Source organism: Chryseobacterium proteolyticum, from assembly GCF_046591535.1.
GTDB lineage: Bacteria > Bacteroidota > Bacteroidia > Flavobacteriales > Weeksellaceae > Chryseobacterium > Chryseobacterium proteolyticum.
In genome coordinates this window covers 43,798-66,009 of record NZ_JBJLWK010000003.1, presented here as the reverse complement: position 1 = coordinate 66,009, position 22,212 = coordinate 43,798, and the positions used below count along the sequence as shown (strand labels likewise).

The window sequence follows — 22,212 nt, the reverse complement described above, 5'->3', positions numbered from 1 at the left end:
CTATGCCATTTGTTTTTCATTAAAAAATATGGTCAAAATTTCCTTTTTTATGAAATTTGAATTTTAAAAATTAAAAAAAGCACTTGGATTTCTGTAATTTCTTAAAAATGTGTATTTTCGCAACCTGATAAAAAACTATAATTTATAAAATGGCAATTTTAGGACAGATTAGGAATAGACCTTGGCTTTTGATGGGAGTAATTGCACTGGCGCTTTTAGCGTTTTTAGTTAATCCTGATAGCATTGATAAGGTTTTTGGAAAAAATCCTGATGTTTTAGGAAAAGTAAATGGTGAAAAGATTACCCGTGAAGAGTTTAACGATCAACTTTTCGTATTGCAACAGCAGGCAGAGCAACAAGGTCAGCCCAAAAATGGTCTTGAAGAACAAGCTTGGCAGTTGTTGGTTCAGTCAAAGCTTATCAAGCAGCAGTTTGATAAGATGGGGTTTGAAATGACAGATGATTACTTCTGGAGTCAGATTCAGTATGATCAGATGTTTGCTCAAAACAAACAATTCTTTGATGAGAAAGGTAATTTTAAGACTCAAGAGCTTAAGAAACAAGTTGAGGAATTAAAAACAACAAGTGCTGAAGGATACAATCAGTGGTTGAAAACCAGAAAATCTGTTGAATACAGAATTATGGCAAGACAGGTTTTTGCTAATATTTCTACAGGGATCACTACAGGTAAGAAAGAAGCTGAAGAGTTGATGAGACAAAGAGATCAGATGGCTGATATCGACTTTGTGAAAGTGGATTACACATCTTACCTTCAGAAAAATAATATTAAGGTTAAGACAGAGGACCTTGCTGATTATATTAAGCAACATCCGGTGATGTTTAAGACTGAAGCAAGCAGAAATATTGGTATTGCTTTCTTTCCTTCTCAACCGAGTGCAGCTGATGATGCAGCAGCTTTAAAAGAAATCAATAAAATATTCTCAGGAGGAACTGATGCAAGCGGTGGGAAAGAAAATTTCCAAAATACAACCAATGACTCTATGTTTGTAATGGCCAACTCTGATATGCCTTTCAATAGCCAATATTTGAAGCCTAATCAATTGCCACAGACAATACAGTCACAGATTACAACTGCAGCTGTCGGACAGACTTTTGGTCCTTATAAAGAGCAAAATTTCTATGTGGTTTCTAAGCTTTTAGGTAAAAAGACTTCAGATTCTACACTATCAAGACATATCCTTATAGCATTCAAAGGAAGTCCTGCAGGAGAAGGTGTTACAAGATCCAAAGAAGAAGCTAAAAAATTAGCGGACTCTATCGGAGCTATCGTAAAAGCAAATCCTGCTAAATTTACAGAATTCTTAAAGCTTTCCAGCGATCCTAATTCTGCCGCTCAAGGAGGAAGTTTAGGATGGACTACTCCGGAAACTCCTTTCGTTCCTGAATTCCTTACTTATTTGGCTAATAATCCAAAAGGAGCAACAGGTGTTGTAGAAACGCAGTTTGGATATCATATCATCAACATTGAAGATAAAAAGCCTGGTGCATTAGGATATAAAGTAGCGAATGTTGTAAAAGCAATCAAAGCTTCTGATGCTACGGAAGCAGATGTTGATAAAAAAGCAAGAAGATTCATTCAGCAGGTTCAGGGTAAATCTTTCAACGATTTCGTGAATATTGCCAAGAAAGGAAATTATCAATTCTCAAATCCTAAGGCTGCCAAAAGATTCGATGGTCAGTTACAAGGCTTAGGAACTGAAAAAGACGGTGATATTCTTGCGTGGGCTTTTGATAAGAAGAGATCTAAAGGAGATACAGAATTCTTTACAGTAGACGGAACGGGTGATAAAATTGTAGTATACCTTAATGGGAAACAGGAGAAAGGATTGGCAGATCCTGAGTCTGTAAGAGATCAGATCGAGGTGGTTGTGAAAAATAAGCTGGCTGCAAAACAGATAGCTGATAAGATTACGGCAGCTAAAGCTTCAAATCTTGATCAGATTGCAAAAATGTTTGCCACTACAAAACAAAGTGCTCAGGTGAATCTATTAAATCCTTCAGTAGCCGGATCTATGGAGCCTAAAGTTGCCGGTGCTGCTTTTGGAGTTAAGAAATCTCAACTTTCTAAACCTGTAGAAGGAGGAACGGGAGTTTATGTTCTGATCAAAAAGAATGAAACTGTAAATAAACAACCTGGAGATCTGAAGCAATTTACAGAGTCTGTTACTCAAAGAAGTGCAGGAATGTTCGGACAGGCTTGGTTAAAAAGCTTGCAGGACAATGCTGATATCGATGATTACAGAATTGAAATCTGGAATAAGCTGGGAAATCAGCATTAATAAAAAAGTAATTTTATAGATACAAAAAGCGGCATAAAAAATGCCGCTTTTTTTGTATTTAACGCAGAGGAATAAACAGAAAGATTAATTTAAAATGTGCTATATTTGCTCATTAGAAAAAAATTAGCAAGTGAAGTTCAGTAAAGAATTAAAAGCTGGTGTAATTGCACTTTTAGCTATCGTAGGCTTTGTGTTATTATTTCAATTTATGAAAGGCCGTAGCCTTTTTACTACCGATAATATATTTTACGCGAAATATGATAATGTTGAAGGGTTGGCACAATCCTCAGCAGTATCCATCAATGGCTTGAAAGTAGGGCAGGTTGATAAGATCATTCCTCAGACAAGCAAAGATGGGAAAATCAATTTTGTTGTTAAAATTACGGTAGATAATAAATTTGAGTTTTCAAAGAACTCTACTCTTGAAATTTTTGAGCCGGGATTAATGTCTGGTAAAGAAATGCGTGTTAACCTTGTATATGGAGGGGCAACGGCAAAAGATGGGGACACTTTAAAAGGAGCTTTCAAATTGGGTACATTGGGAAGCCTTTCTTCACAGGTAGGACCGGTTAAGGATCAATTGCAATCTGTTTTACATCGTGTTGATTCTTTGATGGCCAATGCCAATATGATTGTCGATGGGCAAAACAGGGCAGAGATCAAAGCTTTGCTATCCAATCTTAATAAAACTGTAGGCGCATTACAAACAACAGCAGGAAGCGTTAACAATTTAGTTGGACACAATGATCCTAAACTTCAGAAAGTTTTAGATGATGCGAGCTTAACCATGCAAAGTGGGAAAGTGACTTTAGATAAATATGGCAACCTGGCAGAGAGCATTGATACTAAAAGGTTGAATGCTACCATTGCTAATCTGGATGCTACCGTTGGTAAACTTAACCAGGTAATCGGAGGAATAGACAACGGACAAGGGAGTTTAGGGAAGTTGATGAAAGATGAACAGCTGTATAATAATTTGAACTCTGCATCTACGAATCTTAATTCGTTAATTGAAGATATGAAAGCCAATCCTAAGAGATATATCAATTTCTCCGTTTTTGGTAAGAATAATAAAGACTAATATTTACACCTTATGCAGTACATCGATAACGTTATTTTTCTGATTTTATTAATTGCTGGGTTTGGGTTGTTTGCTAAAAGCCTGATGAAAATTTACAGAAATATTCAGTTAGGCAAAGAAATCAACCGAAGTGATAAAAAGTCCGAGCGCTGGGAAACCATGGCACGGGTTGCAATGGGGCAGAGTAAAATGGTAAAGAGACCTGTAGCAGGTATTTTGCACCTTTTTGTTTATGTTGGTTTTATTATTATCAACATAGAACTTATCGAGATTATTGTCGATGGGATATTCGGTACTCACAGGTTCCTTGCTTCGGTTTTTGGCCATAGCTTCTATAGCTTCTTTACGGCAACCCTGGAAGTATTGGCATTATTGGTCATCATAGGAGTTGTTGTCTTTTTTATCCGTAGAAATTTTTATGGAGTAAAGAGATTAACAATGAAAGAATTGTTTGGATGGCCAAAACACGATGCCAACTGGATTCTTATTATTGAGTTTGCACTTATGATTGCTTTTCTTAAGATGAATACAGCAGATTGGGTACTTCAGCAAAGAGGGCTTCTTCCCGAGCATGGAAGTTTTCCAGTTAGTTCAACATTATTGGGACCTATCTTCAGCAATTTCAGTGATGGCTTTTTGTTTTTCACGGAAAAAGCAGCCTGGTGGTTTCATTTTGTGGGAATTTTATTCTTCATGAATTACCTTTATTATTCTAAGCACCTTCATATTATCCTGGCATTCCCAAGTACATGGTATGCTAATTTGGAGAAAAAAGGGAAATTCAACAATTTGGAATCTGTAACGAAGGAGATTAAACTGATGATGGATCCTAATGCTGATCCATACGCTGCGCCGGCAGAAGGAGCCGAAGCAGATGTCCCTTCCAAGTTCGGTGCTGAAGATATATTTGATCTGAATCAGGTTCAATTACTGAATGCCTATTCATGTACGGAATGCGGACGATGTACTTCTGTATGTCCTGCAAATATTACCGGTAAAAAGCTTTCTCCAAGGTTAATTCTAATGAAGACCAGAGACCGTATGGAAGAGGTTGGAAGAAATATTGACAAGAACGGAAAGTTTGTAGATGATGGCAAAAAGTTACTGAATGATTATATAACGAAAGAAGAGCTTTGGGCATGTACTACTTGTAATGCTTGTACAGAAGCTTGTCCTATATTACTGGATCCGCTTTCCATTATTTTTGAAATGAGAAGATTCCTGGTAATGGAGCAATCGGCGGCACCACAGGAACTGAATTTGATGATGACTAATGTGGAAAATAATGCTGCTCCTTGGCAGTATAATCAGGCAGACCGTTTAAACTGGGCAAACGAGAACTAGATAATTAATCAATTTGAAAATTTGAAAAATTGATTTTACTCAACCTATTTTCAAATTTCCAAATCCTCATATTTTTCAAATCGTAAGAAAAGATGGATTTCAATATAAAAACAATGGCAGAATATGCTGCCGAAGGAAAAGCACCGGAAGTTTTATTCTGGGTGGGTTGCGCTGGTAGCTTTGACGACCGTGCAAAGAAAATTACGAAAGCTTTTTGTAAAATATTAAATAAAATAGGTGTTGAATTTGGGGTTTTAGGCCAGGAAGAAAGCTGTACAGGAGATCCTGCAAAACGTGCAGGAAACGAGTTTGTTTTCCAAATGATGGCATTAACGAATATTGAAGTCCTCAATGCCTATGAAGTGAAGAAAATTGTAACGGCATGTCCTCATTGCTTCAATACGCTTAAAAATGAATATCCAAGCTTAGGTGGACATTTTGAGGTAGTACATCATACTCAATTTCTTAAAAGTTTAATGGAGGAAGGCAGATTGAAAATTGAAGGTGGTGCCTTCAAAGGAAAGAAAATTACCTTCCATGATCCATGTTATTTAGGAAGAGCAAATAATGAATACGAAGCGCCAAGAATACTTTTGGAAAAACTTGATGCTGAGTTGGTAGAAATGAAACGTTGCAAAACCAACGGACTATGTTGTGGTGCAGGAGGAGCACAAATGTTTAAAGAACCTGAAAAAGGAAATAAGGATATTAATATAGAAAGAACTGAAGAGGCATTGTCTTTTGAGCCTAAAGTAATAGCCACAGGTTGTCCTTTCTGTAATACGATGATGACGGATGGGGTGAAACATTTCAATAAAAATGATGAAGTAGCCGTAAAAGATATTGTAGAGCTTCTTGCCGAGGCAGAAGATTTATAATGTCGGATCTATTGCTGATGTATTGATTCTTAATGAAGACAAAATGGAAAGTTTCCTTCCTTTTAGTAATTCTCATTTTATCTTACCTTACGTTTTGGAATTATAAAAACAGAATATACGATTGGGATATGCCAGGATATCTGGGGTGTTTATATACCTCCCGGTTTCCGGATTCTCCTGAAAAAGTAAGGAATCTTACTTTCGGTTTTATTGAAAAAGAAGCACCCGCAGATCAGTATAACGACATCATCGGATTGAAACCTGTAGACAGGGCGAGACAGGTTTTTAAAAACGATACGCAATCTTTTACCGAACAAATTCCGTACTTCCAGATAAAGGCCGGATATAACCTGGCGATTTCCTTTTTTTTACGAAATAGGATTTTCTCCTCCTATGGCAGTTTTAGTAGCAAGCCTTATTTCTTATTTTATATCCGGACTACTGTTATTTTATATCTTTACAATTATATTTCCTCAGAAATATCTCATTGCAGCCGGGCTTACTATTGTAATAGCTCTATTACCTCCGATGACTTATATGTCCAGGGTTTCCACACCGGATATGTTTATATTTCAATTTTTACTTGTTTTTGCGATAGGTTGGATAAAACGCTGGAATAAATGGATCATGTTTTTGATTCTTTTAGGCATTACATTTACACGACCTGACTATATTCCTTTTACTTTGAGCTATCTGATGAGTGTTATTGTATTTGAATATTATAAGGATAAAAAGATTGATTTCTATATCCTGATCCAGGGAGCGGCACTTTTGTGTCTGTATATGTTTATTATCAAGTTTTATAATTATCCCGGGTGGAAAAATCTTTTTTATGACTCTTTTATCTACAGAAGACCAACAATATCAGCTCAACCTGCGGTGTTTACTATTGAGGAGTATCTTCATATCCTTTTAAATAAGATTATTTATTTTAAGAAAGTAAGTCTGATCTCTTTAAGTATGCTTGGTGCTGTTTTTTATCTTTCTAAGGATCAGTGGGTAAAATTATCTGCATGTCTTATTTTCGCCAATATTTATATTAAATTTATTTTTTTTTCCACATTCTTCGGGTCTTAGGTTCTTTTTTGGATTCATTATACTCCTTTTTATAATATTGTTGTATGCCTTAAGTAAAAAATACAATGGTTTTAAACTGAATAAAATTGTGTAATTTTATACTTTAAATTTACAGCAATGAAGATTGAAGAATCCAATATAGTAGAAACAAGCGATTACAGAGTTATCATATATCCTGCGACAAGGCCTTTCACCACAAAAGAAGCTAAAGTTATTACAGAGAAACTGTACGACTTTCTGGCAGGGTGGGCAGCCCACGGGAAACCTCTTTCATCATCTTTTAAAATTGAAAAGAATCAGTTTATCGTGATCTGTGTAGATGAAGAAAAAGAAATGGCTTCAGGATGCAGCATCGATGCTTTGGGAAAGGTAATGAGAGAAATCGATGCGGAGTATGAATTGGGGTTATTTGACAGAATGAAGGCGAGTTACGTTGAAGAAGGAGAAATCAAAACATTAAAATTGATCGATTTTAAGACAAAGCTTAGAAACGGAGAATTATCAAGGGATATTCAGGTATTTGATTTTTCTAAAAACACATACCTTGATTTTTTGAGTCATTTCCTGTTACCTCTTGATAAGAGCTGGGCTGCTGATATTAAATAAATTTATCGAAAGTCAAAAGAAAAGAAAAGCGGATTGTTCCGCTTTTTTTCTTTTTAAAGTATATTTGTATCCAACCGGATTTTTAACTCATTTTATTTATCCGGCTATCATTTTCCAAAACCATGCCTAAAATACTTTTTCTAACCACCGCACATAGATATGATGATGACAGGATTTTCTATCATCAGGCTAAAGAGCTTAAAGGGAGGGGGGTTGACGTGAAAATCTGTAGTTTGAGCTCCGGATACAAGGGAATTATTGACGGGATAGAAATTGAATCTTATCCGGTTTTAGACCAAAGCACGAGCAGTAAGATTAAGATTTTTAAAAGGGTTTGTGATAGTTTCCAGCCGGACAGTATCATAAGTTCAGAACCACTGGCTGTTATAGCTTCAAAAAAGATAAAGAAGGAACGGGGAATAAGTGTTATCTATGATATTACGGAATGGTATCCCTCCAAAAGAATGGTTGAAAACTTCTCATTTTTTCTAAAAGGGATTCATGCTTTTAAATTTTTGATGATTCAATTGTATGCAGGATGGATAAGTACTCATTTTATTTTTGGGGAGAACACTAAAAAATTTCCTCTGGCATATGTCTTTCCGTTTAAAAGGAATATTACTTTGCCTTATTTTCCCAATGATGTTTATATCCATCCGAATATTAAGAAATTAGATCCGAATAAAATAACATTGTGTTATACGGGGCAGATTTCCAAAGAGAAAGGGATTGAAAATTTTTTTAAAGCTATTGATACATTAAGAAAAAAAAAGACCGGAACTGGAGATTGCAATTCTGATTATAGGGTCATCAAGAAAGGAAAAGGATGAAAAATATTTTTCTTACTTACTTTCAAAGTACAAGTGGGAAAATATAACCATTAAAAAGCCTGCTTCTTTTGAGACTTTTACAGAAGCATATGCTGAAGCTGATTTATGTTTTGACCTTAGGGAAATGAGCTATGAAAACCATCATTGTTTACCAATTAAAATATTCTATTACGCTGCATCTGGAAAACCTGTTATTTATACCGATTTAAAAGCTACCCGGCAGCACGTAGATGTTTCTGAGTTTGGGGTTTTGGTTGATCCTGAAGATGACGATGCTATTTCAGATGCCATTATCAATTACATAGATCATCCTGAGGTATATAACAGACATGCACTGAATGCCAGACAAGAGTATGAGGAGAAATACAACTGGAATCTTATAAAAAAGCGTTTTACAGACTTCGTCAAACAATCACTTCATAATTGATATGATGAAGCAAAATACAATTGTGAAAACGTTTATTTCCCGCTTTTTAATATTGATATTAAATTTCGGGCTGGTCATTTATACAACCAATATGTGGGGCAGTGAAGGGAAAGGGACAATTTCCATTGTGATTGCCGACCTTACCATCGTAGGCTTTTTCTGTAACATTTTTGTGGGAAGCAGCGTCACATATTTTGCCTCAAAATATAAAACGGAACAAATTCTTTTGTATGCTTATCTATGGTCTGTTTTAATAGGGATAGCTGTTCCGCTTATTTTTAGTATTATTCGTCCGGTAGAATATTTATACTATCTCATTGGACTGTCTGTTTTGTCTTCACTTCTTGCCGCTAATATTAACTTGTTTGTCGGGCAGCAGAATATCAGAATGTTCAATCTATATACTATTTTGCAGCAGGTGGTTCATATTGTTTTTATTATAATTATTGTATACCTTATTAACATTACATCGGTTGTTTCTTACTTTATAGCCCAGCTAAGTTGCTTTGCCGTTTTATTCGTAACCAGTAGTTTTCAAATCTTAGGTTATTGTAAAATTGGCCGTATTTCATTTTCTAAAAAAATCCGTAATAAGCTGTTTGATTATGGTTGGAAGACACAATTAAGTGCTTTTCTTCAGTTTTTAAATAACAGGTTATCATTTTACTTTTTAGAATTTTTTAAGGGGATTACGAGTGTTGGTGTTTTTTCTATCGGAATTGCTTTTTCTGAGGCGATCTGGACTGTAAGTAAAAGTCTTTCTGTGGTTTTATATTCAGATGTGGTTAATACCAGCAATCATAACATCGCTATTGAAAAAACAAAGATATCTTTGAAGATCAGTTTTCTGGTTACCTTACTTTTTATTATAATCATTTTGCTTTTACCAGCCCAGTTCTATGTGATGATTTTTGGTAAAGATTTTAGCGAAACCAAACGGATTACCCTGTTTTTATCTCCCGGCATTCTGGCTATAGCCGTAAGTAATATAATAGGATATTATTTTGCCGGGGTGAATAAGCTGAGAATATTAAATATTAAATCTGTAATAGGGCTTATTTTTACGATCGTTTCATCCTTTTTTATCATTCCAAGGTGGGGAATTACAGGAGCCTGTATCATAACCTCTGTTTCCTATTGTATTTCATCCGGATTATTGTTCTGGAAATTTTATGAACTGACAGAGTTCCATATCCGTGATTTTATGATTTCAAAATCTGAAATTAATTTGTTGCTGAATAAAGTATTAAGAAAAAATAATTAAAATATGTTTTATCTTTGTTCGAAATGAGAAATGTTATATTCGGAATTCTGGTAGTTTTTTTTTGCGCTTCTGAGCTGTAGAAGCGACGAGGATAGTATACAAAGGATAGATCAGATTGTTAATCTGTATATGAAGAACAGTGCCGGACAGGATTTATTGAATGCCAAAAAGAGCGGCTCATTTACCGCAATTTCAATGAATGATATCAATGGGATCAGCGATAATGCTCCGGTAAGTTTTGCATTAAAGGCTACGGCAGATTCTACACTTTATATTGAGTATATTGCGGGAGCCAGAAGAGTAACTGTAGATTCAATAAGCCCTGCAGATCGAACTTACGAATCCCGCATTACATTAGCACTTACAAAAAAGCTTACAGAAACCACCAATGATGTGACAAATGATGTTCTCAGAATCCAATATCATTGGACACCTTCCGTATTCGAAGTCTCCAAAGTATTTTATAATGATGAGCTGAAGTTTACAAAACAACCAGGTGCTCCAAATGTTGTTACCATTATAAAATAATTTTAAATTTGCAAAACTGTTAGCCTGGATGATCTATGGTTTAACATTCTAATCAACTAACATCCAAATAAAATGTTACAAGTTAATTTTTTACGCGATAACAAAGAGCGCGTTTTAGAAGGTCTGAAAAAAAGACAATTCAAAAATCTTGAGTTGGTAGACGAAGCTATTGCTACCGATGACGAAAGAAAAAAAAATCCAGTTTGAATTAGATTCTCAACTTTCCGAAATCAATAAAATCTCCAAAGAAATTGGGCTTTTAATGAAAGAGGGTAAAAAAGATGAAGCAGAATCAGCAAAATCTAAAACAGCACAATTTAAAGAGTCGAGTAAAGAATTACAATCACAACTGGATGTAAAAGAAAAAGACTTATTAAATATCCTGTATCAACTTCCGAATATTCCAAATGAGCTTGTAAAGAACGGAGCATCAGCAGATGATAATGAAATCATTTATCAGTCTCATGAAGTTGAAGGTCTTGGAGAAGGAGCAATTCCACACTGGGAGCTGGCAAAAAAGTATAACCTTATTGATTTTGAATTAGGGGTGAAGATTGCGGGAGCAGGTTTTCCTGTTTATTTAGGAAAAGGGGCAAGAATGCAAAGAGCATTGGTGCAGTATTTTCTTGATAAAAATGTAGATGCCGGATATATGGAGGTAAATCCTCCTCACGTAGTTAATGAGGCATCTGGATATGGTACCGGGCAATTACCGGACAAAGAGGGGCAAATGTATCATATCGGTGCGGATGATCTCTATTTGATTCCTACAGCTGAAGTTCCGGTAACAAATTTATATCGTGATGTTTTACTGGAAGAAAAAGATCTTCCTATTAAAAATACGGCATTTTCACAATGTTACAGAAGGGAGGCCGGTAGTTATGGAGCTCATGTAAGAGGATTGAACCGTCTTCATCAATTTGAAAAAGTAGAAATTGTAAGAATTGAAAAGCCTGAAAATTCTTATGCCGTTTTGGAAGAAATGGTTGAACATATCAAAGAGATTCTTACGGATCTTGAACTTCCTTACAGGGTATTAAGACTATGTGGCGGGGATACAGGTTTTGCGTCTGCAATGACATATGATTTCGAAGTATGGAGTGCTGCTCAGGAAAAATGGTTGGAAGTAAGTTCTGTTTCTAATTTTGAAACATTCCAGGCGAATCGTTTAAAATGCCGTTATAAAACAGATGGCAAGTCTCAGCTGGTTCATACCCTAAATGGTTCTGCTATGGCCTTACCACGAATTATGGCTGCATTGCTCGAAAACAATCAGACAGAAGAAGGAATCAGACTTCCTAAAAAAGTAGCTGAATATGCAAAATTTGAATTGATTAATTAATACAGAAATATATAATATGAAAACCACCGGCATGCCGGTGGTTTTTTGTTTTTATTCTGTTGTAATAATGATCATTTTATCATCATGTTTGAACTTAAATTCTTTATCATAAAGTGCTTTAATATCGTATTCTATCCTAATCGAATGATCATCAACCTGCTGTACCCAGTCATGCTTTCCGCTAATGGATTTTATTTTGTTTTCAAATTTCAGAGTAGTTCCGATCTTCTTAAAAAGCATAGGTAACAAACCTTCAGCACTCTCGATTTCTTCTTGTGGTGTTTTTGATTTGAGGGTTTCCTCAATATTTTTAAGATTAAGATTTTCTGTATTGATCGTTAAGGTTTTACCATTCCAATCATTATATACATTTTGATCAACGGGAAGCTGATAGCCTACGGAAAGACGATGGAGTGCATCATAATCAGGTTTTGAAAAATGGTCTAGTTTTAAAGAAAATCCTGCATATTCATTATTTTCTTTATTTGATTTCATAAAAACCTTCTTTAATATTTTTATGGAATCCTGATCCTTGATTTTACCTTTGTTTTTTTCTTTATCCAACTCATACATACTTGTCCAGGTTGTGGGAAGTTTATCCATTTCGCCAAGCTCCTTTTTCTGTAAAGAATCCGTTGTCATGGCTTTCATTTCGGCCATAAACTCACGCACATCGATATCCATAACCGTAGAGGACGCAGCATCTTTATAATAAACTATTTCAGAATTGATGGTACAGGATTGCAATGCCAAAAGGCACATCGTGAATAACAGGAATGTTTTTTTCATGGGTATAGTAAGATATTTTAATGACAGTTTACATCATGATTATGGCCTTTCTGGATTGTCATGGCTTCAGCTTTGGGAGAAATGTAAGGAATTCCCAATTCAAGTCCTCTAACGATAAAGAGCCCGCCTAAAATAATCATGATAATAGGGATGGCTTTTAAAACCTTCATCCTGAAAGCCTGATTCATGAGATTTCCGACAAGAACTATCGCAAACATGAACGGAAGTGTTCCTAATCCAAATAAAGCCATATATAAAGCTCCCTGCCATATTCCTCCGCTTGCTAGACTTGCCGTAAGAGCCATATAAACCATTCCACAAGGTAAAAATCCATTTAAAATACCCGTTGTAAATCTTGAACGGTAGTCTGCTTTTTGAAGGAGCCTTCCTAAATTTGATTTTACTGAAAAAAGGAATTTGGAGAAAAAAGGAATTTTGGACGCAAAATCTTTTCCACCAAAAGAAAAAATGGCCATAATAATCAACAGGATTCCAACACCGATTGTTAAATACCGCTGAAATCCTGCCATTTCAAATCCTTGCCCAATGATCCCAAGAATACCACCCAAAAGAGAATACGTAAATATTCTTCCAAACTGATAGGTGAGATTCTGAAGATAAAAATTAGTAGCCTGTTTCTTTGTTAATCCCATCGATAATGCAATAGGTCCACACATTCCGATACAGTGAAAGCCGGAAGCAAAGCCTAATCCAATTGCCGATAAAATAAGTGCTATTTCCATATCACATCATAATCCATTCTGTAGTTGACCTTGTCTCTTGTCCACATTAATCGTAGGGTATAACCTCCGGTTTTTAATACCTTTGAGGGAATAACAAACGATTGATTTGTATCCAATTGTTCAGATCTTTTGATATCTAGATTTTGGTCATCTGTTCTGTTTAAAACAAACTTTACAGTAGTATTGGAATTATTATAATCTTTTGGGAATACTATTTTAATTCCATTTGTATCTTGAGTGTAAGCAGGTTTTTCCTTAAGTTCATCTGCTCTCCTTTTAGCATCTATCACATCCTGGTATTGTAATTCTTCTTCATAATAATTATCAGTTACCATTTCTGAATTTTTCTGCCCGTTCGGGAAAAGAAATAACATAGATAAAATAAAGATAATAAATGCAGCTAATGCCAGTACAACACCGTGTCCCCAACTAAAGTTTTTCATTGCTTCCGGATTTTTTTATTTGTCTTGTAGTATATCATTAAAAAACCTCTGTCATTTTCATTTGACTACATGAATGCGAAAATATGGAGGTTTCTGATAATTAAAAATCTAATTTAAATGGTCCTTCGAAATAAGTTTTATAAGAATCAACCAGTTTTCCTTTCATATCGTAAACACCAATTGTAATGTTTTGCTTAGATAACTTCATGGCATCTTCAGGAAAACTTATGTTGATTGTCCCTTTCGATATCTTATCTCTTTCTACAGTAATTTTACTCGATGCACTGTAGATAATTTCACCTTTAGCAGGTTCTATTACTTTGATGGTTACAATTTTCTTGTCGTTTGTCTTATTTAAAAAAGTGTAATTATATGTATTGGTAATCTTACCATCCCTTACAAAGAATGTACTTCCTGCAGGTTTAATGAATTTAGCCTCCATTTCTCCGCGGTTGTACAGAAGGTAGCCGAGGAATCCAACAAGCAGTACGAGAACAACGGCAAATCCTTTCATCCTTCCCGTAAATTTGAATGGTGTTTGATTTTCAATCTCATTTTCAGATGCGTAGCGGATCAATCCTTTCGGAAGACCTACTTTCTCCATCACTTCATCACAGGCATCAATACAAGCGGTACAGTTCACACATTCCAACTGTTGCCCATCTCTGATATCAATTCCTGTAGGACAAACTACGACACATTGATGGCAATCTATACAATCTCCTTTTCCCGCAGCTTTTCTATCCTCGCCCTTTCTCCATTTTGACCTGTTTTCTCCTCGTTTGAAATCGTAGAATACATTGATGGTATCTTTATCAATTAATACACCTTGTAGTCTTCCATATGGGCAAACTAGTGTACATACCTGCTCCCTGAACCAAGCAAACACAAAGTAAAATGCTGCTGTTAGAAGAATCATTACGATGAAATTGGTTGGATTGGCAAAAGGACCTTCAGAAACAATTCTGAAGACTTCTTTATATCCCACGATATACATAAACATAAAGTGGGTAATGATCAATGATATTACAATGTATACAAACCACTTTAAACTTCTTTTCCAGATCTTTTCGCTATCCCATGGCTGTCTGTCCAGCTTCATCTGCTTGTTTCTGTCACCTTCGATAAGGAATTCTATTTTACGAAATATCGATTCCATAAAAATTGTCTGAGGGCATATCCACCCGCAGAAAATTCTTCCGAATGCAATCGTAAAAATAATAATGAATATCAAAGATGCTATAGCACCCAAAGTAAGGATAAAAAAGTCCTGAGGATAGAAAGGCTGTCCGAAAATAAAGAACTCCCTATCGATAACATTGAATAAAAGGAAAGGGTTACCATTAATTTTTAAGAATGGAACAGCAAAGTATATAACCAATAAAGTATAACTTACAATGTTCCTATAGTTGGTGTATTTACCTTTAGGTTTTCTTGGGAACACCCATTTTCTTTTTCCGGATTGCTCCATAGTCCCTATAGAATCCCTGTAAGTCTCAGGGTCCAGAACCTGTCCCTGTCCGCCGCGTACTTCTATTTCTTCTATGTCTGACATTTTGTAGTGTATTTAAAAAAAAGAAAAGCATAATCGGTTACTATTTTTTTTTCTAATAACAAATTATGCTTTTCATATGTTTTAATTTTCTTTAAATTATTCTTTTTCCCAATGAGCTTCTGTTCCCTGAGGAGCTGCTCCACCTTGAGCCGGTGTAATTGGTGGTTGTTCCTGATTGATGTGATATACAAAAGCTGCAATTTTCTCAATTTCGGCACCTGAAACCTCACCATTTTTACCAAACGGTCTCATGGCAGGGTTCGTAGGAGAACCATTCCAGTCCATATGGAAAACATTTTTAAATAAAGTCTTCTCTGGTTGGTTGATCCAGTAATTATCCGTTAAGTTCGGACCAATACCTCCTCTTCCGTCTTCTCCGTGGCAAGATGCACAGTTTGTTTTGAAAAGCTCTTTACCATCTGCAATATTATCAGCCGAATATTTCGCTGTTTCAATGGTTACAGGAGGCTGAGATTTTTCGTACTCTGCAATACTTGCGATTTGCTCTTTATATTCTTTTTCATATTCGCTTAATGGATGAGCGAAGTCTGTAAAAGAGTATGCACATATATATACAATACAAAAAGCAGTCCCAAAATAAAATAAACCTACCCACCATTTTGGTAATTGATTATCGAGCTCCATAATTCCATCGAAGCCATGGTCGATAAGGATGTCTTTTTCCTCTGTAACAGATTGCTTTTTGAATGCACTGTCATACATTCTTCTTAAGAAAGGAATCTTTTTCTCAGCAAGGTAAGCCGCTTTTTCTTCAGGAGACAATTTTTTGAATCTATTATTTTCAATCAGGTCTCCAATGGCGCTATGAATATAAGCTAAGATAGCACTTATCACAACAGTTCCCCAGAAGTATGGTGAAGCTAGAAACGAGTAGCTTTGTACAAATAAATAATAAAAAACTATTAAAAGTCCAATTATTATTAAAATGTTTACAACAACCGGTGTTCTTTGTTTCATAATAAATTTTTAATTTTTTAAATTAAAGTCGTCTTCGTCATCCTGCAGAGGAGCCTCTTCTTCTTCCTTGTAATATTTTTTAGGTCTGCTAAAAACATATATTACCAAAGCTACGAAGAACAGCATAAAGAAAATCAGAGCCAGCGTCTGGTAAAAACCAGCGTTTTCTGTATTGGATAATATATCTTTAAAGTTCTGAGGAATCATTGAGCTTTAATATTTTTTAGTTATTACTTGCTGTTTTTATTTCTGTTGTTTTGATATCAGTACCTAATCTTTGAAGATAAGAGATAAGGGCTACAACCTCTTTTTTCTCTAGTTCACCTTTAGGTCTCTTCGCATAAGCCTCTTTCAGGTCATTTGCTTCAGAGAAAATATCTTTTACAATCTTCGCTGCTTGGTTATCTGCCCACTTGTTTGCAGAATCTATCTGAGGCTTTGTATATGGTACGTCAAAAGTATTTTTCATCAGTAACATTTTATCAACCATTTTAGATCTGTCTAAGTTCGTAGCGATTAACCAAGGGTAACGAGGCATGATAGAACCCGCTGATGTCGATCTTGGGTTATACATGTGCTTATAGTGCCAAGAACTAGGGTTTTTTCCTCCTTCTCTATGTAAATCCGGTCCTGTTCTTTTTGAACCCCATAGGAATGGTCTGTCATAAACAAACTCACCCGCTTTTGAATATTGTCCGTTTTTACCGTTAAATCTTACGATCTCATCTCGGAATGGTCTTACCATCTGAGAGTGACAAGCGTTACAACCTTCACGGATATAAATATCTCTACCTTCAAGTTCCAACGGAGAATAAGGCTTCACTGCTGAAATGGTAGGTACACTTTTCTTAAGTGATAGAGTAGGTATAATTTCAACTGAACTACCGATAGAAATAGTGATGAAAGATAAAATACCTAATAATACAGGAGTTCTTTCTAACCATAGGTGAGTTCCTTCTCCTTCTTTTCTGTTTTTGCTGATGTTTGCTAAAGCAGGAGCTTCTGCAGGAACTTCTTTCTGGAATGATCCTTTTCTTACCGTTGCAACAACGTTTACGATCATTAAAATAGCTCCTGAAATGTAGAAGAATCCTCCTAAGAATCTCATTTTAAAATAAGGGATAATAGCTGTTACAGTATCCAACCAGTTTTTCCACAATAGGGTTCCGTCTGGATTGAACTGTTTCCACATCAAACCTTGAGTAAATCCTGAAATATACATTGGTACTGCATAGAAAATAATTCCTAAAGTCCCCAGCCAGAAGTGCCAGTTAGCTAGTTTTACAGACCATAATTTTGTTCTCCACAAGATAGGTACAAGATAATAGATTACACCGAATGCCATGAAACCATTCCATCCCAGTGCACCTAAATGTACGTGTCCGATTACCCAGTCAGTAAAGTGACCGATCTTGTTGATATTTTTAGTTGCTAAAAGCGGTCCTTCAAAAGTTGCCATACCATAACATGTAACAGCCACCACGAAGAATTTAAGGATAGGATTTTCTCTTACTTTATCCCATGCTCCTCTTAAGGTAAGAAGACCATTAAGCATTCCTCCCCATGATGGAGCGATAAGCATAATAGAGAACCCTGTTCCTACTGCCTGTGCCCATGCAGGAAGTGCAGTATACTGAAGGTGGTGAGGACCAGCCCAGATATATACGAAAATTAATGACCAGAAGTGGATAATAGACAGTTTATATGAGAAAACCGGTCTGTCTGCCGCTTTTGGCAAGAAGTAATACATCAAACCTAAAACCGGAGTTGTTAATACGAATGCTACTGCATTGTGACCATACCACCATTGTACGATAGCATCTTTTACCCCTGCATATGCTGAATATGATTTCCATCCTGTGAAAGATAACGGAACTTCTAAGTTATTAAAGATGTGAAGCATTGCTACTGCGATCCAGGTACCAATGTAGAACCAGATAGCTACATAAAGGTGTCTTACCCTTCTCTTAGCAATAGTTAAGAACATGTTGATACCGAAAATGATCCATGAGAAAGCAATTAATATATCGATTGGCCATTCGTGCTCAGCATATTCTTTAGAGGTGTTGATCCCCATAAAGAATGTAATGAACGTAGCAACAATCATAAACTGCCAAGTCCAGAAATGTAACCAAGATAATGTATCGCTATACATTCTTGTTTTTAATAATCTCTGTAATGAGTAATAAATACCGGTATAAACGATATTACAAACGAATGCAAAGATTACCGTGTTGGTGTGCAACATTCTGATTCTACCAAAACCAAATGCACCATGAGTATTAATTAGCCCTTGGATATTACCACTCTTCAAACTCTGAATGGTAGTATCATCTGTACCAAATAAAAATTCAGGAAGTTCAGGGTAGAAAAGCATTAAGGCTGCTGTAAGCCCGAACAAAAACCCTATAAGCCCAAAAACTATGGTCGCATAAAGAAATGCCCGAACAATACTGTTGTCATAACTAAACTTTTGTGTCTCCATATCAACTATTCACTTTTTTCTTCAATTTTATTATTTTCTCCTTTTTCTTTCTCGTCTGTTTTGTTGCCATCTTTCTCTTTCTCCTTTATTTCACCGGAGTCAAAAAGAATTCGTACAGCAGGAGATTCATCATCCTCAAACTGTCCTTTTCGGGCGTTAACTATAAAAACGACCAAGAAAATTGCAGCTAAAGAAACACTGCATAGGATCATTAAATATAGAATATCCATCAGACAACAAAATTAACCTATTTTCGGGGTTCAAATTTAGTGAAAAATAATGACATTCATCACGAAATACCGATTCTTGCTAATTTAAAATCAGTCTAAATAAGGGCTTCTACGCCTCTTTGGTAAAGTATTTCCGTCCTAAGATCCAGGTTGAAATTGTAGTGAATGCAACTACAGTGATTGAGCTTATTGGCATGATTATCGCTGCGAATAGCGGATGCATATGGCCTGTAACAGCGTAACTTAAGCCTACTATATTGTATAAAAAGCTTATTATGAATGTCATTTTAACAATAGTAATTGAGCCTTTGCAAACGTTCAGGTACCTGTCAAGGGTAACCACTTTGTCACCATTCATGATGACATCAGATGAAGGAGTAAAGGTATTGGTGTCATCTGCAATGGCTATTCCTACATTGCTTTGTTTCAATGCTCCTGCATCATTTAATCCATCTCCCAACATGGCAACTTTGTAATTTTTATCCTGGAGTTGCTTGATGTAATTTAATTTATCCTCAGGGCTTTGATTAAATGCCATCGCCTGATAGTTGGGGATAATTTCCTTTAACTGATTTTCTTCAGAAGAATTATCTCCGCTTAAAATGAAGATTTTATAATGGTTGAGCGTTTTGAATAAGTTTTTAAGGCGACTTCTATATTCATTCTTGAATATGAATTTACCTAAAAATTCATTGTTTTTACTGATGTAGACTGCCGTTTCAAGATTTTTAGATTCCTGATTATTATATTTTGCAGATCCTATCTTATAATGAGCTCCTCTTACAGTAGCCTCATATCCTTTCCCGGAGGTCTCAACGAAATTATCAACAGGGAAGTAGTCATCATTAATATCAATAAATTCGTATAAAGATTTTGAAAGCGGGTGATTTGAATTTTTTAATAAGGTTTTGATATTCAGTGAGTCGAATTCTGAAATGGTGGAACCTTCATACTTGATATTTGTTTTTTTGCGGTGGGTAATGGTTCCGGTTTTATCAAATACAAGCGTGTCGATTTTTGCAATTTTCTCAATGGTCAGGGTATCCTTCACATAGAATTTATTTCGTCCTAAAATCCTCATAATGTGCCCGAAAGTAAAAGGAGCGGAAAGCGCCAGCGCGCAAGGACAGGCAATGATCAATATGGCAGATACCACCTGGAACATTTTTTCCAGATCAATGAATGACCAGTAAATTCCTGAAATCAAAGCTATGCCTAAGATGATAAATGTGAAATACTTGCTGATGTTATTGGTGAGAGTGTCAAGTCCTGTTTCGTATTTCTTAAATGCTTCCTTATTCCAAAGTTGAGTAAGATAACTTTGGTCCACATTTTTGATCACTTCAAGTTCAAGAGAAGAACCTATCTGTTTTCCACCGGCAAAAATTTTATCTCCCGGTTGTTTACTTATGCTTTCACTTTCACCAGTGATGAAACTGTTATCGATATTTCCTTCCCCGTTAATAAGAATAGCATCTACGGGGATGATTTCCTGGTTTCTAACCAGAATCCGGTCTCCTACTTTAACTTCTGAAAGTAAGATATTGTCCTGCTTTCCATCAAAATCGACTTTGGTAACTGCAATTGGATAAAAAGATTTGTAATCACGGTCATATGAAAGAGCACTATAAGTTCTTTTCTGGAAGGTTTTTCCTAACAGCATGAAGAATAATAGCCCGCAAAGTGTATCGAAATAGCCAGGTCCGTAGTCTGTTGCTACCTCATAAATACTTCTTCCGAACAGAACGAAAATACCCAAAACAATAGGAACGTCAATATTAACGATCTTGTTCTTTAAACCATACCAGGCCGATTTGTAATAATCTGAAGCTGAATAGAAAACTACAGGAATGGCAAGCAGAAACATTAATGTTCTAAAAAGTCCTTTGTAGTGCTGCATCCAATAATCTTCACCTCCAATATACTCAGGAAAAGCAAGGAACATTCCATTCCCAAACGCAAAACCGGCAATGGCAAGTTTAACAAGAAGGGACTTATCAAGATGATCCACGTTTTTCTCTGCCGTTTCCAGGCTAATGACCGGTTTGTATCCGAGGTTGGTTAAAAATTTAGCGAGTTCGCTTAGTTTTAGATCGTTATGGTTGAAAGAAACCTGTAGGGTCTTTCTGGTAAAATTGACCTGTGAATATTTAATGCCGTCGTTCAGGGTATGAAGGCTTTCCAAAAGCCAGATGCAAGATGAGCAGTGGATTACAGGGATTTTAAAAGTCACAAGGCTTGTATTGCCTTCTGAAAAATCGGTGACTTTTTCAAAAATTTCCGGGGTGTCCAAATAATCGAACTGAGAGGAATTTTCGTCCGGACGAATTCCTGCTCTTTTATTCAGTTCATAAAAATTACTTAGATTGTTGGTATTCAGAATTTCGTAAACTGACTTGCAACCGTTGCAACAAAAAATTTTTTCATCAAAAAGAATTCGTTCTTTTTCTATGCCTTGACCACAATGAAAACAGTTCTCGCTCACCTTCATAAATTATTGAGGTACAAAATTATAACAAATTTTTTTGTTTATCGAGTTAAAATGTTCTATTTTTGTGATAAATGTCATATTAAAATGTCGCAGGAACAACAGATTGCAATTGAAGAGAGGTTCGCCAGAGTTTTTAATGATAAATCTTTTAAGGAAAGACTTTCAAGCGCAGATTTTGAAAAATACATTAGCACAAAAAAGAAATTAAAATTTCAGAAACACGATACTATTTTCGAAGATGGAGAAACTCCAAAGGGAGTATATTTTTTAGAAAATGGTGCTGCTAAACTTTCTAAATCCGGAGCCTTTGGAAAAGATCAGATCTTAAGGTTTATCAAAGAAGGTGATATTATTGGCTACCGTTCTTTACTTTGCGGAGAAAATTTTCAGGCTAAAGCTGAAGCAATGACTGATATTGAGTGTACTTTTCTACCTGCAGATGTATTTATGTATCTTTTAGAGGTGGATTCTCAATTGTCTTTCGTAATGCTTCAGAAAATAGCTTATGAATTAGGAGAATCTTCAAACACGATTACTTTCCTTGCTCAAAAAACCGTAAGAGAGCGATTGGCTGAAATTTTATTGCTTCTGGAACAGAAATTAGGAGTAGATCCGGAAGGGTTTATCAAAATTTCTTTAACAAGAGAAGAAATTGCCAATATCATCGGGACAGCTACCGAGAGTGCTATCCGTCTGATCTCCGAATTCAAACAGGATGATCTGATAGAAGTGGACGGAAGAAACATCAAGATCCTCAACCACGACAAATTAATGAAACTAGGTCACGTAGTTTTATAAATCATAAAAAAAAATTTAAGTCG

20 protein-coding genes and 1 pseudogene are annotated in these 22,212 nt (G+C 35.7%); 12 read left to right on the top strand and 9 right to left on the bottom strand.

What is annotated here, in order from left to right; all coding sequences use genetic code 11:
• Positions 1-149: 149 nt before the first annotated feature.
• The 11 genes and pseudogenes from ACJ5H0_RS11125 (at position 150) to serS (ending at position 11,677) form a co-directional block, all read left to right on the top strand.
• A complete protein-coding gene (locus ACJ5H0_RS11125) occupies positions 150-2,300 on the top strand; it encodes a SurA N-terminal domain-containing protein (protein ID WP_306613015.1) in 2,151 nt (716 codons plus the stop codon).
• A gap of 130 nt (positions 2,301-2,430) precedes the next feature.
• Positions 2,431-3,381, top strand: coding sequence for an MlaD family protein (locus ACJ5H0_RS11120; RefSeq protein ID WP_172281272.1), 951 nt, complete (start codon positions 2,431-2,433; stop codon positions 3,379-3,381).
• Between the two features lie 12 nt (positions 3,382-3,393).
• Entirely contained in the window at positions 3,394-4,725 is a 1,332-nt protein-coding gene (locus tag ACJ5H0_RS11115) for a (Fe-S)-binding protein (RefSeq protein WP_172281270.1), read from the top strand.
• Positions 4,726-4,817: 92 nt separating this feature from the next.
• Positions 4,818-5,603, top strand: coding sequence for a (Fe-S)-binding protein (locus ACJ5H0_RS11110; RefSeq protein WP_172281268.1), 786 nt, complete (start codon positions 4,818-4,820; stop codon positions 5,601-5,603).
• Between the two features lie 393 nt (positions 5,604-5,996).
• Positions 5,997-6,680, top strand: coding sequence for a hypothetical protein (locus ACJ5H0_RS11105; protein WP_411249597.1), 684 nt, complete (start codon positions 5,997-5,999; stop codon positions 6,678-6,680).
• A 117-nt stretch (positions 6,681-6,797) separates the two neighbouring features.
• Entirely contained in the window at positions 6,798-7,286 is a 489-nt protein-coding gene (locus ACJ5H0_RS11100; protein ID WP_172281264.1) for a hypothetical protein, read from the top strand.
• 122 nt (positions 7,287-7,408) lie between these two features.
• Positions 7,409-8,116 carry a glycosyltransferase family protein gene (locus ACJ5H0_RS11095; protein WP_411249595.1) on the top strand — a complete coding sequence of 236 codons (708 nt, stop codon included), beginning with the start codon at positions 7,409-7,411 and terminating at the stop codon, positions 8,114-8,116.
• Positions 8,067-8,543: a glycosyltransferase gene (locus tag ACJ5H0_RS11090; RefSeq protein WP_411250335.1), complete on the top strand. Its 477-nt coding sequence runs from the start codon at positions 8,067-8,069 to the stop codon at positions 8,541-8,543. The genes ACJ5H0_RS11095 and ACJ5H0_RS11090 overlap by 50 nt, the downstream gene beginning before the upstream one ends.
• Positions 8,544-8,565: 22 nt before the next feature.
• Positions 8,566-9,807 (top strand): MATE family efflux transporter, encoded by a 1,242-nt coding sequence (locus ACJ5H0_RS11085; protein WP_411249593.1) that lies wholly within the window; start codon positions 8,566-8,568, stop codon positions 9,805-9,807.
• A 129-nt stretch (positions 9,808-9,936) separates the two neighbouring features.
• Entirely contained in the window at positions 9,937-10,335 is a 399-nt protein-coding gene (locus ACJ5H0_RS11080; protein WP_411249591.1) for a hypothetical protein, read from the top strand.
• Positions 10,336-10,407: 72 nt separating this feature from the next.
• Positions 10,408-11,677 (top strand): annotated as a pseudogene (gene serS, locus ACJ5H0_RS11075) (serine--tRNA ligase).
• Between the two features lie 51 nt (positions 11,678-11,728).
• Here the strand turns inward: serS and ACJ5H0_RS11070 are convergent.
• From ACJ5H0_RS11070 to ACJ5H0_RS11030, 9 genes are all read right to left on the bottom strand, one after another.
• Positions 11,729-12,466 carry a hypothetical protein gene (locus tag ACJ5H0_RS11070; protein WP_411249589.1) on the bottom strand — a complete coding sequence of 246 codons (738 nt, stop codon included), beginning with the start codon at positions 12,464-12,466 and terminating at the stop codon, positions 11,729-11,731.
• A gap of 17 nt (positions 12,467-12,483) precedes the next feature.
• Positions 12,484-13,209 carry a sulfite exporter TauE/SafE family protein gene (locus ACJ5H0_RS11065; protein WP_172281252.1) on the bottom strand — a complete coding sequence of 242 codons (726 nt, stop codon included), beginning with the start codon at positions 13,207-13,209 and terminating at the stop codon, positions 12,484-12,486.
• The gene (locus ACJ5H0_RS11060; protein ID WP_345991463.1) at positions 13,200-13,652 is read right to left on the bottom strand and encodes a FixH family protein; all 453 of its coding nucleotides are present in this window, start codon (positions 13,650-13,652) and stop codon (positions 13,200-13,202) included. Before ACJ5H0_RS11060 ends, ACJ5H0_RS11065 begins: the two co-directional genes overlap by 10 nt.
• A 100-nt stretch (positions 13,653-13,752) precedes the next feature.
• Positions 13,753-15,207, bottom strand: a complete 1,455-nt coding sequence (gene ccoG, locus ACJ5H0_RS11055) for a cytochrome c oxidase accessory protein CcoG (protein ID WP_172281248.1) — start codon at positions 15,205-15,207, stop codon at positions 13,753-13,755.
• Between the two features lie 96 nt (positions 15,208-15,303).
• A complete protein-coding gene (locus ACJ5H0_RS11050; protein ID WP_172281246.1) occupies positions 15,304-16,185 on the bottom strand; it encodes a cbb3-type cytochrome c oxidase N-terminal domain-containing protein in 882 nt (293 codons plus the stop codon).
• A gap of 9 nt (positions 16,186-16,194) precedes the next feature.
• The gene (locus ACJ5H0_RS11045; protein ID WP_089028120.1) at positions 16,195-16,392 is read right to left on the bottom strand and encodes a cbb3-type cytochrome oxidase subunit 3; all 198 of its coding nucleotides are present in this window, start codon (positions 16,390-16,392) and stop codon (positions 16,195-16,197) included.
• Positions 16,393-16,408: 16 nt separating this feature from the next.
• A complete protein-coding gene (gene ccoN, locus ACJ5H0_RS11040) occupies positions 16,409-18,670 on the bottom strand; it encodes a cytochrome-c oxidase, cbb3-type subunit I (RefSeq protein WP_172281244.1) in 2,262 nt (753 codons plus the stop codon).
• Between the two features lie 5 nt (positions 18,671-18,675).
• Positions 18,676-18,900: a cbb3-type cytochrome oxidase assembly protein CcoS gene (gene ccoS / locus ACJ5H0_RS11035; RefSeq protein WP_172281242.1), complete on the bottom strand. Its 225-nt coding sequence runs from the start codon at positions 18,898-18,900 to the stop codon at positions 18,676-18,678.
• A gap of 109 nt (positions 18,901-19,009) precedes the next feature.
• Positions 19,010-21,385, bottom strand: a complete 2,376-nt coding sequence (locus ACJ5H0_RS11030) for a heavy metal translocating P-type ATPase (protein WP_273650011.1) — start codon at positions 21,383-21,385, stop codon at positions 19,010-19,012.
• A gap of 90 nt (positions 21,386-21,475) precedes the next feature.
• On the opposite strand from ACJ5H0_RS11030, the gene ACJ5H0_RS11025 reads away from it, so the two are divergent.
• Positions 21,476-22,189 (top strand): Crp/Fnr family transcriptional regulator, encoded by a 714-nt coding sequence (locus ACJ5H0_RS11025; RefSeq protein ID WP_172281238.1) that lies wholly within the window; start codon positions 21,476-21,478, stop codon positions 22,187-22,189.
• The last annotated feature ends 23 nt before the right edge of the window (positions 22,190-22,212 follow it).